Annotated in this window: 12 protein-coding genes and 3 pseudogenes; 6 read left to right on the forward strand and 9 right to left on the reverse strand. The window is 70.0% G+C overall.

Annotation, left to right across the window (positions count from 1 at the left end; all coding sequences use genetic code 11):
* Nucleotides 1-94: 94 nt before the first annotated feature.
* The 3 genes from OHU89_RS04165 to OHU89_RS04175 all read right to left on the reverse strand — a co-directional run bounded on the left by OHU89_RS04165 (nucleotide 95) and on the right by OHU89_RS04175 (nucleotide 2,230).
* A complete protein-coding gene (locus OHU89_RS04165; protein WP_405654298.1) occupies nucleotides 95-1,318 on the reverse strand; it encodes a serine hydrolase domain-containing protein in 1,224 nt (407 codons plus the stop codon).
* Between the two features lie 61 nt (nucleotides 1,319-1,379).
* A complete protein-coding gene (locus OHU89_RS04170; RefSeq protein WP_405639906.1) occupies nucleotides 1,380-1,793 on the reverse strand; it encodes a hypothetical protein in 414 nt (137 codons plus the stop codon).
* 38 nt (nucleotides 1,794-1,831) lie between these two features.
* A complete protein-coding gene (locus OHU89_RS04175; protein WP_405639908.1) occupies nucleotides 1,832-2,230 on the reverse strand; it encodes a hypothetical protein in 399 nt (132 codons plus the stop codon).
* 236 nt (nucleotides 2,231-2,466) lie between these two features.
* Between OHU89_RS04175 and OHU89_RS04180 the strand changes: the two genes are divergently transcribed.
* From OHU89_RS04180 to OHU89_RS04190, 3 genes are all read left to right on the forward strand, one after another.
* On the forward strand, nucleotides 2,467-3,450 hold the full coding sequence (locus tag OHU89_RS04180; protein ID WP_405639910.1) for an ArsR/SmtB family transcription factor: 984 nt from the start codon (nucleotides 2,467-2,469) through the stop codon (nucleotides 3,448-3,450).
* Between the two features lie 134 nt (nucleotides 3,451-3,584).
* Entirely contained in the window at nucleotides 3,585-3,713 is a 129-nt protein-coding gene (locus tag OHU89_RS04185; RefSeq protein ID WP_405639912.1) for a hypothetical protein, read from the forward strand.
* 116 nt (nucleotides 3,714-3,829) lie between these two features.
* Entirely contained in the window at nucleotides 3,830-4,993 is a 1,164-nt protein-coding gene (locus OHU89_RS04190; RefSeq protein WP_405639914.1) for a hypothetical protein, read from the forward strand.
* A gap of 27 nt (nucleotides 4,994-5,020) precedes the next feature.
* Here the strand turns inward: OHU89_RS04190 and OHU89_RS04195 are convergent, their stop codons facing one another.
* Together OHU89_RS04195 and OHU89_RS04200 are read right to left on the reverse strand one after the other, a co-directional pair.
* Nucleotides 5,021-6,568, reverse strand: coding sequence for a protein kinase domain-containing protein (locus OHU89_RS04195; protein ID WP_405639916.1), 1,548 nt, complete (start codon nucleotides 6,566-6,568; stop codon nucleotides 5,021-5,023).
* Nucleotides 6,565-7,359 (reverse strand): serine/threonine protein kinase, encoded by a 795-nt coding sequence (locus OHU89_RS04200; RefSeq protein ID WP_405639918.1) that lies wholly within the window; start codon nucleotides 7,357-7,359, stop codon nucleotides 6,565-6,567. The genes OHU89_RS04195 and OHU89_RS04200 overlap by 4 nt, the downstream gene beginning before the upstream one ends.
* Before the next feature lie 460 nt (nucleotides 7,360-7,819).
* On the opposite strand from OHU89_RS04200, the gene OHU89_RS04205 reads away from it, so the two are divergent.
* Nucleotides 7,820-8,059: a hypothetical protein gene (locus tag OHU89_RS04205; RefSeq protein ID WP_405639920.1), complete on the forward strand. Its 240-nt coding sequence runs from the start codon at nucleotides 7,820-7,822 to the stop codon at nucleotides 8,057-8,059.
* Between the two features lie 54 nt (nucleotides 8,060-8,113).
* Here OHU89_RS04205 and OHU89_RS04210 read toward each other — a convergent pair whose 3' ends face one another.
* Nucleotides 8,114-8,920, reverse strand: a complete 807-nt coding sequence (locus OHU89_RS04210) for an MBL fold metallo-hydrolase (protein WP_405639922.1) — start codon at nucleotides 8,918-8,920, stop codon at nucleotides 8,114-8,116.
* A gap of 48 nt (nucleotides 8,921-8,968) precedes the next feature.
* Between OHU89_RS04210 and OHU89_RS04215 the strand changes: the two are divergent.
* A pseudogene (locus tag OHU89_RS04215) lies at nucleotides 8,969-9,277 on the forward strand (MerR family transcriptional regulator); the annotation flags it as partial.
* 123 nt (nucleotides 9,278-9,400) lie between these two features.
* On the opposite strand, the pseudogene OHU89_RS04220 reads toward OHU89_RS04215, so the two are convergent.
* Together OHU89_RS04220 and OHU89_RS04225 are read right to left on the reverse strand one after the other, a co-directional pair.
* Nucleotides 9,401-9,690: pseudogene (locus tag OHU89_RS04220) on the reverse strand (branched-chain amino acid transporter permease).
* Nucleotides 9,683-10,003: pseudogene (locus OHU89_RS04225) on the reverse strand (branched-chain amino acid ABC transporter permease); the annotation flags it as partial. The pseudogenes OHU89_RS04220 and OHU89_RS04225, both read right to left, overlap by 8 nt.
* A 121-nt stretch (nucleotides 10,004-10,124) precedes the next feature.
* On the opposite strand from OHU89_RS04225, the gene OHU89_RS04230 reads away from it, so the two are divergent.
* Entirely contained in the window at nucleotides 10,125-11,234 is a 1,110-nt protein-coding gene (locus OHU89_RS04230; protein ID WP_405639924.1) for an NAD(P)/FAD-dependent oxidoreductase, read from the forward strand.
* A 28-nt stretch (nucleotides 11,235-11,262) separates the two neighbouring features.
* Here OHU89_RS04230 and OHU89_RS04235 read toward each other — a convergent pair whose 3' ends face one another.
* The gene (locus tag OHU89_RS04235; RefSeq protein ID WP_405639926.1) at nucleotides 11,263-12,090 is read right to left on the reverse strand and encodes a class I SAM-dependent methyltransferase; all 828 of its coding nucleotides are present in this window, start codon (nucleotides 12,088-12,090) and stop codon (nucleotides 11,263-11,265) included.
* Between the last annotated feature and the right edge of the window lie 2 nt (nucleotides 12,091-12,092).

A 12,092-nucleotide genomic window follows, 5' to 3' on the forward strand; every position in this document is an offset into this window, starting at 1 on the left:
CGCGCGGCGCGGCCGGACAACCGTACGGTTGTCCGGCCGCGCCGATCCGACCACCCTGCGCCGCGGTCGTCATCGAGAACCCGGACCCCGACTTTCAGCGGCGTTCGGGCAGGTCCGACTCGGCCGGCAACAGGGACGACCCGAACTTCGCGGCCGGCTTCTTGCCGCAGAACGCGGCCTCGAGCGTGCCGCCGAGCGCGGTGTTGGCGGATCCCTTGTTGGAGGTGTTGGCCATCGCGGAGAGGCTGCGCCGGCCGTCGGCGGTCGCGAAGGCGTAGGTGTAGAACCCCTGCACGGTGCCGGTGTGGCCGTAGATCTGCGTACCGCAGGACAGGTCGTAGCGGCGCAGACCGAGGCCGTAGAAGCGGGTGTTGGTGGTGTCGGTCGGCGTGACGGTGGTCATCGCCTCCAGCATCCGCGGCGACAGCAGCCTGCCCTTCATCAGCGCGGTCACGAAGGTGTTGAGGTCCGCCGGGCTGGAGATGATCGCCCCGGCCGACTGCGCCCAGGAGACGGTCTGCTCGGTGGAGTCCACCAGCGGCGCGCCGGCCTCGTCGGGGTGCAGATAGCCGTGTACGTGGAGCCCGGCGATGCGGACGTCGGGGTGCACGTACGAGGTGTTGCGCAGCCCGAGCGGCCCGATGATGCGGCGTTGGTACTCCTTGGCGACCGGCTTCCCGGTGATCTTCTCGATGAGCATGCCGACTACCACGAAGTTCGTGTTGGAGTACTTGTAGGCGACGCCGGGCTCGGTGGTGCGGGGCTCGCTCAGCGAGAGGTCCACCAGTTCCTGGTAGCTGAAGACCCGATTGCGTACGGCCTCGAAGCCGGGCACGGTGTGCTCGAACATCGCGTCGGTGTAGTCCGCGAGCCCGCTGCGGTGGGTCATGAGGTGCCGCACCGTGATCCGGTCGTCGGGCAGCAGTCCGGGAAGGTACCGGTTCACCGGCGCGTCGAGCTCCAGTTTCCGCTCCTGGACGAGTTGGAGCAGCACCACACTGGAGAAGGTCTTGCTGACGCTTCCGATACGGAAGCGTGCGCGGACGTCCATGGCGGCGCCCGACTCCCGGTCGCGCACTCCCACGGTCCGGGCCTGGACACCGTCGGGGCCGGTGAACCGGGCCATCGCTCCCGGTGCGCCCTCGGCCATGGCGGCGTTCAGCGCGGCGACCACACCTTCCATGTCTGGTGCGGGCGTGGTCGCCTTGGTGGCGCCGGGGGCGGCGGGCGCGGCTTGGGCGGTGGTGGCGGGTACGACACCGGCGGCGAGCGCGGCGATCAGGGTGGCGCCTGCGGCCAGCCGCCGGCGGTTGTTCAACGTCACGTCAGTTCCTCGAGTCGAAGGGTGCGGCACAGGGAGGCGGGAGCGGGAGGCCGTATCAGGCACGGCACTGTTCGACCTGCTGCTTCCACACGTCCGGGCTACCGCTGTTGAGGTACCAGTCGTTGACGTAGCCACCGCGGCTGTTGGGGAGCTCGACCCTCATCCAGTAGCGGTAGTCGGGGTTGTCGTAGGCGCCGTCGCCCGTCGTCCAGCAGTCCAGACCGACCTCGTTGCCGTTGTACATACGGCTGTACGCCTGCTCGATCGGGCCGTAACCGTAGCCCGGGCCGGTGCGCACCAGGAGCCAGGAGCCCGGGTCGATGCCGGTGACCGTGGTGCAGGGGATGATGGAACCCGACCTCTCGCACGGGTAGGTCGCGGCGTTCGCCGGTGTGGCCGTGGCCATCATCGTCGCGACGGTGGCGAAAACGGTCGCGAAGCCGAGAATCTTGCGGCGTACGGAGCTCATGAGGTTCCCCCTCTTCCTTCTCTTCGTTGTCCGGGTCTTCAGCACTGCGGAATCCGCTGTTGCCACACCGCGGGGCTGCCGGTGTCGAGGTACCAGTCGTTGACGAAGCCGGAGCGCACCCCGGTGTCGATCCGCATCCAGTAGCGGTAGTTCGGGTTGTCCGTCGCCCCGTCGCCCGTGGTCCAGCAGTCCAGGCCCACTTCTTCCCCGTTGTCCAGGCGCCCGTACGGCACGTCGGCGTAGGCGTATCCGGGGCCGGTGCGCATCTGCAGCCAGGAGCCCGCGTCGATTCCCGTGACGTACGCGCAGACCGCCCGGTCCCCCGAGACACGGCAGTCGTGGACGGCTGCCTCGGCGGGAGTGACGAGCGTCAGCGTGGCGGCGAAGGCCGTCAGCACGGCGAACAGCCCCGTGCCGGCACGGCGTCCAAGAGACATACAAGTGCCCCGTTTCTCTTGCGTGTTCTGCGCGGGGGCACAGCGATGTGCGCGGTTGGTCAGCCGCCACCGTCCCCCCGTGGTCGGACACAGTCTGTTCAAAGCCGGCAGCCCGACCCAGCATTTCGAGCGGCTTCAAAACGTGTCCCCGTCGGCGTCTTTGCTCAGGTTGTTCGAAACCTTTACTCGAACCCGTGCGTCCCAAGGGGTGGTGGTACGTCAATGGGGGAGTGTTCATGGCCCGGTTCTCCGAGTTGTGTCTGGGGCCGCTGGAAACAGTGCCGGTGTCGGTCGTGGCGCAGCCCGGCGTCACCTTGATGTCGCTCGTCGCGGATGCGCTCGGCGGACGTTCCCAGGGCGTGCACCCCACGTGGCGGCGCGCGCTGCGCTCGGCGGTGCCCGAGGGGGCGGAGACGGTGCTGCGGCCGCTGTTCACGCGTGAGTACTCGATGGTCCCCGACTGCCTCACCCCCACGGCACCACTGTGGGAGACCGATCTCTCGGTCCAGCTCGACCGTCTGGCGGAGGTCTCGCCCCATCTGCTGCTGCAGGAGCTGGAGACGGACTTCGGGGGGACGGTCCCCCGGCAGTGGCAGTCGGTCGTCGACCGGCCGAGAGCCTTCATCCACACGTACGCGGCCATTCTCGGCGCCTTGTGGGAGGCCTTCGGGCCGATCTGGGCGCGGGCCGGCTCCCTGCTGGCCCGGGAGACCGAGCGGGTGGGTGTGGCGGTCGTCAGCAGCGCCCTGCCGCTCGTCATGAGCGGGCTCGGGCCCAAGATCCGCTTTGCCGGGCAGACGCTGTACGTGCCCGATCCGCACCCCGAGACGTTCGAGCGGGGTGCCCGCCGTGTGGTGCTGGTGCCCATCGTGTCGGGCAACGGAGCCTCGGTCTTCAGCTTCGACCGGTCCGACGCCGTGTGGTTCGGCTATCCCGTGCCCGGCCTGAACACGCTGTGGACCGCTCGGAAGGCCACCGCCGAAAGGGACCCGCTCAAGCTCGTGGTGGGCTCCCTGCGGGCGGGGATCCTGCGCGAGCTGGTCCGCCCGTGCACCATGGGCACCCTGGCCTCCGCGCTCAACTGCACGCCGGCGACCGTGACTTACCACTGCGGTCAACTGGAGGCGGCCGGCCTCCTCAGCCGGGAGCGCCGAGGGCAGCACGTGGTGGCCCGGCGTACGACGTCAGGTGCAACACTCGTCAACCTGCTGTCGGGCTGAGCCCACAGCCCGCGAGCGCCACCCTGACATTCGTCAGGACCGCCGACCCCACTCCCCTTTCTAGGGTTCGAGTCGTCTTCCAGTCCCCGGCCGTGCTGCGGGGCACCCTCCACAGACAGGAAGAGACGGCTCTCATGCGCCTTGACAGTGTCCGCATCACTCTGACGAAGAGCGTCCACGTCGATCGGCAGATCGCCCTCGGCAAGATCAGCGGCCGGACCCGGCCGGGCCCTTCACCGTCCGGTCCGCAGGACGGAGCCTGACCGGCCCCGCTTACCGGCGTTCACGACGAAAGGCATCACATGCGCAGACTCCTGCACGGCGCCGCCGCGCTCGCCCTCAGACCGGTCAGCTCGATCAATCCCAGGGAGCACTACCTGTGAAGCGCCCTCTTCTCGCTGCCGCCGCCGCGCTCCTGCTGATCGGCGGCGTGGCAGGCTCCGCCGCCGCCGATGCCCCGGCCGGGCAGCCGGTGCGCCCCGCCGCCGCGTCCGTCGAGGTGCCCTCCGGCGTCAGCGCCGGGGTCGCCGTCTTCGACCGGCAGACCGGCACCTTCACCGAGCAACTCAACTCGAGCACCCGCTTCCGGTCCGCCTCGATCGTCAAGCTGCTGATGGCGCTGGACTACCTGTGGGACCGAGACCCCGACTACACCGTGCCCGCCGCCGACCGGGCATGGCTGGAGCCGATGCTGCGCAGCAGCAACGACAACGCCGCCAACAACTACTGGTCGGACCACGGCGGTACGGCGATCATCACCCGCATGGTGAAGAACCTCGAGCTCAAGGACACGGCAGTGCCGCCCGCCGGGAAGGAGGGCTTCTGGGGCTACACCGCGCTCTCCGCCCGCGACACGGTGACGATCTACCGCTACCTCCTGGACTCGGCGCCCGCCCCGGTGCGCACCTTCGTGATGGACAACCTGCGTCAGTCCACCCGCTGCGCCTCGGACAAGTTCGACCAGCACTTCGGCGTCGCCGGGGCGTTCGCGAAGCCGTGGGCGGTGAAGCAGGGCTGGGCGGGAACCTCCTACGAAAAGGGCACCTGCGGCACGCCGACCACCGCCTCCGCGACCGCGACGGGTGCATCGAGTCCGGCTCCGGCCGCCGCCGCGGACGTGGACGTGGACCTGACCCGGCCCGCCCTGCACAGCACGGGCACCGTGGGCGCCGGTGACCGGTCCATCGTGGCCGTGTTCACGCTGCATCCCGTCGGCACGTCGTACGGGAAGGCGTACACGGACATCGGCCGACTGACCCGCTCCCTGAACGTTCCCGGAGCCACCCGGCCCGCGGGATGGTGGTACGGCACATGGAGCGACCATGTGAACGTCCGCCCCAACCCGAACACGGGCAACGCGCCCATCACCCAACTCCCCGCAGGCGTCGAGGTGTTGGTGGGCTGCCAGGCGAGGGGCGAGAAGGTCAACGTACCGCCGTACAGCAATGACTGGTGGGCGTACCTCCCCCAGTACAACGGCTGGATCTCCAACATCTACATCAACTCGCCCGACAACAAGATGCCGGACGTCAAGGACTGCTGAACGGCCTTGAGCGACAGCTCCGCTCCCTCACCGCTCGTAGTCGGCGAGGTAGCGGAGCACTTTCTCGACGTGGGGCCGCACGCGTTCGGGGACGCCGCCCTCCGTGATGACCGTGCGGTCGCTCGTGCGGTAGCCGGCCGCCATCAGCGCGGGAAGATCCTTGGTCGGCATGTTGTTCTTCTTGAACTGCTGGTCGAGCCAGCACACATACAGCGACATCGTGGAGATCGCGTCCTGGGGCGACCAGTACTCCTTGTCGCCGTCGCCGTCACCGTCGACCGCCCAGGCCCGGAACACCGACGGCGTCCACATGGCGATGCCGAACTCCTCGCTCTTCGGGCGGGACGCGTCCGCGTCGAAACCACTCTCCGCCTTGATCATGGCGGCGAGGAACGCGGGCGTGACCTCCGCGTCGGTGCAGCGGTGGGCGGCCTTCACGATGATCGGTCGCAGTGCCTTGGGTACGTCGGAGTCCTCCGGGATCTCCCCGGCGGCCGGACTGTGCGCGCCGGTGACGACGGCCGGTGTACGGCGCCCCTGATCGTCATCGTCGTTTCCTGCGCCTCCGCCGCCCCCGAGCAGCGCGGCCCCGCCGATGGCGGCGGCCGACACCGCGGCCAGCGCCACGGCGGCGACCGGCAGCAGGCGGCGCCGGCCACGCGGGCTCGCCAGCTGCTCGATCCGGGCGGACAGGCTCGCGGCGGTGTGGCGCAGCCGGCCGGCATGATCGGGTGCCAGACAGTCCTCGATGAGTCGGCGCCAGTTCTCGTCGAGTCCGGCATCCAGACGCAGTGGCGCGGTGCCCCGGGCGTAGGCCTGCGCGGCGAGCGAGCGGGCCCGAGCGGTGGCACCGGGGAACGGGTGGAGGCCACCGGTGAGCACCTGGTGGGCCAGGATGCCGAAGGCCCAGATGTCGGCGGTCGGCCGCACCATCGTCCCGTCCGCCCCGGTGCGCTGGGACCACCACTCGGGCGGCACATGATCGAGCGTGCCGAGCGGCGGCACATAGGCGTGGGTGCCCTCGAGTTCGGTGGCCAGACCGAAGTCGGCGAGCCAGACCGCGCCGTCCGCGCCCAGCAGCACGTTGGCGGGCTTGAGGTCGCCATGCACCCAACCGGCCCCGTGCATATGGGAAAGACCGGCGGCGACGCCGCGCAGGACCCGCACGGCCTCCGGGATCGGACGGCCTGTCGCGGCAGCGTCCAGCACCTGACGCACACTGGCCTCGGCGCGGTCCATGACGAGCGCGATGGCACCGTCCAGCGTGGGCAGGTCCGGCGCGTCCACGGTGCACACGGCATGCGTCCGTACGAGGTGGGGGTGGTCCGCCTCGGCGCTGAACCGCACCTCGCGCGCGACCAGTTCGCCGAGCGCGGCACGCTGACCGGGTGCCAGGGCGCCCGTCGGCAGCACCTTCACCGCCGCGATCGTGCCGTCGGCGACCGCGCGGGCCTCGTACACGGTCCCCCAGCCGCCCGACCCGATGACGGCGTCCAACTCCCAGCCCTCGATACGGAATCCCGCCGGCAGACGCGGCGTTTCGAGAGCGCCCTCTTCGGCACCTGACGAGCTCATGCGCCGCTCTCCTGCGGGACGGGCCGTCTGCGGGACGGCAACAGGGCGAGGTGTTCCTCGCGGACCAGGCCGAAGCGCAGGGCGAGGGAGGCCAGCCGGGCACGCTTGGCGCCGGTGCGGCCGTTGCCGTCCGCTCCGGGCTCCTCGCCCAGGTCCAGGCGTAGTTTGGCGAAGGCCAGATAGTCGATGTGGTAGTTCACCGCGGAGCGGGTCAGACCACGACAGCTCTCCAGCGGGCGAAGCCGCTCCGCGATGTCCCCCGCGCCCGGCAGCGCACCGTCCGAAGGGTCGCGCAGTCGCGGCTCACACAGGGCCACCAGCACCAGGAAGTACTTCGCCGTCGCATCGAGCGCGTAGGGATGCACGGTCAACTCCCCTGCGCCGGGCGAGGACCGCTTGTCCAGATAGGCGTGCTGCGGGGCGAACACCTTGAAGTCGACGGTCCCGCTCATCGCGGGCAGGACCACCCGGGAGAACTCGAAGGGCACCGGCGCTCCCAGCCGACCGGGCGCGACGGTGATGTACTCGCCGGCACCCTCCAGGTTCTCGACCGCGTACGCGGTGTCACGGCTGAAGTTCGACAGCCGCCAGTAGTCCTCGGCCGCCTCCAGCCGCCCCGCCCGCCGCGAGATTCCGGGGTCGGGCAGCACGATGGCGACCTCCCGGCCGCCGGGCAGTCCGCGCCCGAAGTCGGCCACGTCGCCCGGTCCCATGTGCAGCAACTCGGGCCCGACGACGCCGACTTCGCCCGGCCGTGACGGACCGGGCGGCTGCACAATGATCGTTTCCATACCGACTTTCCCCCGATGTGGTCGCCAGGATTGTAAGAGGCGGTTCCGCTTTCCGCCGACCCGGCGTCTCCACGCGGGGCAGCAGGGAGCGTCTGTCGGTCACAGTCGCCACTGCGCCGCCTCGTCCTCCGCAGCCGACCCACCCCGCAAAGCCAGTGACGTGAAGGCTTCAATGGAGCGTTCGCCACAGCCTGCGGGCTTCTGGTCAAAAGCCGCAGAGGTGACATCGTTGTCCATGCCCGGCACCGCAAGCGGGCCGATTCCAGGGGTGAGAGCGCGAAGCACGCCCACTAGGACGATCGGCCGATCCTCTCGGTTCCCCGTGTCCGATGCGCTGTCGACGGGCACGGTGACCGGGCCGCCGTCGACGGCTACGTTCTTCGAGTAGCAGCGACCGAGATGGACTGCGGAGCGGACACGGGGGCCAACGATGAAGCCACGATGGGGACTTGGAGCGGCGGTGACCGTCGGGACGGCGGCACTGCTGCTCGCGGGTTGCGCCAATCCGACGGACTACACCGAGATCGTCACGTTCACCGACGAGCACGGCCGCGTGTGCACCGCGGCGGTCGTCGTCGACCAGGATCAGAGCGAGGGCGACGACTACGAGATCTCCAGCCTCGACTGTGACTACCCGCCGGAGGGTCACACGCCCGGACCCACCAGCTACTCCCCCATGCCCGAGCGGGACAGCGACTAGCGGGTGACGGCCGCCGGCTCCAGGGCGATCGCGCACACCGCCCCGGGGCCGCCCTCACCTGGCGCCCTGGTAGCGGGCCAGCTCCCACGGGTCGTGCGCGCAGAAGGTCTCGACCTCGTCGCCATGGTCACGGACCAGCTCACGCAGCCGGGCCTGAGTACCCAGCCGCAGGTCGCGGTGCACCTGGGAGCCGGTCTGGACGAAGTCCAGCACGGGGTGGGGCTCCTTCACGTCCTCCATTTCGCGGTGGTAGTAGTAGGCGTCCCCGCAGTGCAGGAGCCACCGGTCGCCGGTGCGCACGGCAACCCCGGTGTGACCGGCGGTGTGACCACCCAGGGGGACGAGTCGGAACTGCGGCGACAGACCCCTCATCGGCACAGCGGTGAAGCCGAACCAGGGTTCGCCCGGCTCGAGGTCGTAGGCGACCCAGCGAGGTTCGTGTGCCCAGTGAGCCGGGCGGTAGCGGAAGCTGGGCGCTTCCGCGCGCGCCGCATCGAGTTCGTCGGCGAGTACGTGGACCCGGGCGTCGGGGAAGTCGGGAAGGCCGCCGCAGTGGTCCACATCCAGGTGGGTCACGATGATGTGGCGTACGTCGGAGGGCGCGTATCCCAGCCGGGCGACCTGCCGGACGGCCGTCTCCTCCTCGTCGAGCGTGGGCTGTGCCATCGTGACCCACTCGGCGCCGAGCGTGCCGGCCGGGTCACGGACGTCGGCCAGACCCAGGCCGGTCTCGACGAGGACCAGGCCCTCGGCATCGGTCTCGATCAGCAGGCAGTGGTTCACCGCGGGTGCGGGCTGCGGACCGTCGTAGGTGGCCTCGATGGTGCGCACCGAGCCGCAGTTCAGGTGATGGATCTTCATGGCGACTAGGCTGCGACTTGAACCGCGGTTCAAGTCAAGGAGGCTTCGATGGACACGTCGTTGTTGGACATCGCCGAGGTCGCGAAGCGGTCCGACCTGGCGCCGTCGGCACTGCGGTTCTACGAGAAGAAGGGCCTGATCGCCGCCGCCGGACGCAACGGTCTGCGCCGCACCTACCACCCGGACGTCCTGGAACGCCTGACGCTGATCACCTGCGCACGCAGCGCCGGATTCTCCATCGCCGAGATCAGCCGCTTCCTGCTGGCTCGCCCCTCCGACGCGGACCTGCGCACACGCATGACGGCCAAGGCGCACACCCTCGACGAACAGATCAGCCGGCTCACCCGACTCCGCGACAGCCTGCGGCATGCGGCGGTCTGCGACCACGAGCCGATCGTCGACTGTCCGGACTTCAAGCGGGCCGTCGGGAACGTGGCCACGCGCCCGAGACGGAGTGGGGACGACACGCGGCGAACCCGTTCACCTGGCCAACACCGTGCCGGCCAGGGCGACATGGACGGCCGTGCCGCCGAGGATGCTGAGCAGGGCGTTGCGGCGCCACAGGTGCAGGCCGACGGTGACGGCAAGGGCCGCGAGCGCAGACAGTAGGCGACCAGGATCAGCATGACGCCGGCGGGCATACGGGTGCCGAGGAACTGGACGGCCGCGCTCACACGCAGCGGGGCGAGCGCGGCGAACGGCAGGGCGCGCAAGGCCCAGGTGACGGCGGCGGCGAGGACAGCGGCGACGGCGTGGACGGTGTCAGACACGGCCCGGCCTCCTGGCGGACAGGAAATGGCGGGCGAGGAGCCCTGCGGTGAACAGGGCGAAGGCGGTCAGGAGCATCTGTCCCGGGAAGAGCAGCCGGGCGGCTACGGCGCTGAGCAGGGCGAGTGCGGGGGTGGGCAGGTCGTTGCGCAGGTCCTTGAGGGCGTCGAGGGCGAGGACGGTGAACAGGGCGGTCAGGGCGAAGTCCAGGCCGGTGACGCTGTCCGGGACGAGGGGGGAACCGAGCAGAGCTCCGGCGGTCGCGCTGCCGGCCCAGTACAGGTGCATGAGGAGCTGCAGCCACAGGATGCGCCGACTCCACCCTCAACTGTCTGTCCCGTTCACAGTGCTACCCGAACCTGTACTCGCGTGCTAGACACGGGAGTTCGCCGGTGATCTGGGGAGGCTGCTTTCGTGAGGCGTGAGGATCGGGTTCGTGCAGCGGCCTGAACGTGTCGCTGTCGTGGGCGTGGGCGTCCTGGGAGCCGCCGTGGGCTGGAACCTGTCCCGGCGCGGCGCCGAAGTGGTGTTCATCGACGCAGGCCAGCCGGGCGAGGGCGCCACCAACTGGTCCTTCTCGTGGGTCAACGCCAGTAACAAGACCGTGAGCAGGTCCTACTTCGACCTGAACGTCGCGGGCATGGCGGCCCACCGTGATCTGGCCAAGGCCATCGGACCGGACTCGTGGTGGTATCCCAGCGGCCACCTGCGCTGGGCGGACGAACCCGCGGCGCAGGCGCAGTTCCTCAAAACGGCAGAGCTGCTGGCCAGTTGGGGCTATCGGGTCGAGGAATACACGGGGGCCGATGTGCGCCGCCGCCTCGAACCTGCCGTCACGATGCCCGGTGAGGCTCGGGTGCTGTTCTACCCCGACGAGGCCTGGGTGCACGGCCGTCATCTCGTCCGCCGCCTGGTCCACCAGGCGGTGGCATCCGGCGCCGAGCTCCGCTCCGGCACCTCGGTCCGTGACATCGGCACGGGCGCCGACGGAAGTATCCGGACCGTCGCTCTGTCCGATGGGAGCTCCCTCGACGTCGACGCCGTCGTGAACGCGGCAGGCCCCAGCGCCTCTCACGTCGCCGGGCTCATCGCACGGCACCTGCCGATGCGCGCAGAACCCGGCGTCGTCACCCGGATCAGCTGTGCCCCAGTCCCGATCCACCGGGCCATGCACGCACCTCACATCGAGATCCGCCCCGACGGAGACGCCTCGGTGGTCCTGCACAGCCGCGAGATCGACGCCCTCATCGACACCGGCGAAGAGACCGACCAACTCGCACGCCTGCTCCACGAATCGGCCCGGCACGTCGTCCCCGACCTCGGCGACTCCCCCATCGCGCAGGCACGGATAGCCCACCGGCCCATCCCCGCCGACGGATTCCCCTCCGTAGGAGCGGTCCCGTCCGTGCCGGGCTACTACGAGGCCGTCACCCACAGCGGCATCACCCTCGGACCGGTCATCGGCAGACTCCTCGCCTCAGAGATCCTCACCGGGAAGAGAGACGCACTGCTCGCGGACTTCCGCCCGCAGCGGTTCCCGCCGTGACAACGCGGGCGGACGCGGCCCCGCGACTTCATTCGGCGCGCTGCCCGACCCGCAGGACGGTCAGGTAGCGGCGTGATGCTCGGTCGCCCATTCGCGTGCGGATGCGTTCGGCGATGGCGTCGAGCAGGGGCTCACGGACGTCGGAGTCGAGTTTGCGATACAGCGACTGCGAGCGGAGGTGATCGGCAAAGCCGTCCCCGTCGAACCACTGAACGGTGGGGTACCAGCGCACGATCGTCGGGCCGAACATTTCTCCGGGATCGCCGACCAGGCCCCAGCCCTCGTCGGTGGCGCGCACCTCGTCCTCCAGCGGCGGATGCCCCCAGTCGGGGTTCCCGGGGCAGAACTGCTCATGGAGGTCGGCGGTCTCGGCGTAGACCTCCGGCTCGTCCTGCCTGCGGACGACGATGTTGCCGAGCAGCGCCGTCCAGCCTCCGGGGTGGAGTACGTCGTGCGCTCTCGGCCAGCCGATCGACGGGTCGACCCAGTGCCACGACGACGCGGCTACGAGGGCATCGAAGCGTCGGCCGCGGTCGTCCCACTCCTCGAAGGTCGACGTCTCGACCTCGACGTTCCGGAGTGCGGCGAGCCGCCGGCGAGCGAGCGCGGCCATGTCTGCGCCGGGCTCGACGGCGGTCACCGAGCATACGAGTGCTGCCAGTGAGCGCGTCGCCTGACCGGTGCCGCAGCCCACCTCCAGCACCGTCGACTGTGTGTCCAGGCCGGTGATGGCGGCAAGGTCCGCGAACAGCTCGTCGGGGTAGCCCGGGCGGACCCGGTCGTAGAGCTCCGGCACGTCGTTGAACACTCGGCCGAGGTCGCGTTGGTTCGGGTGCGTCTGCGGATCATCAGTCACGA

The organism is Streptomyces sp. NBC_00019, from assembly GCF_045041015.1.
Lineage (GTDB): Bacteria > Actinomycetota > Actinomycetes > Streptomycetales > Streptomycetaceae > Streptomyces.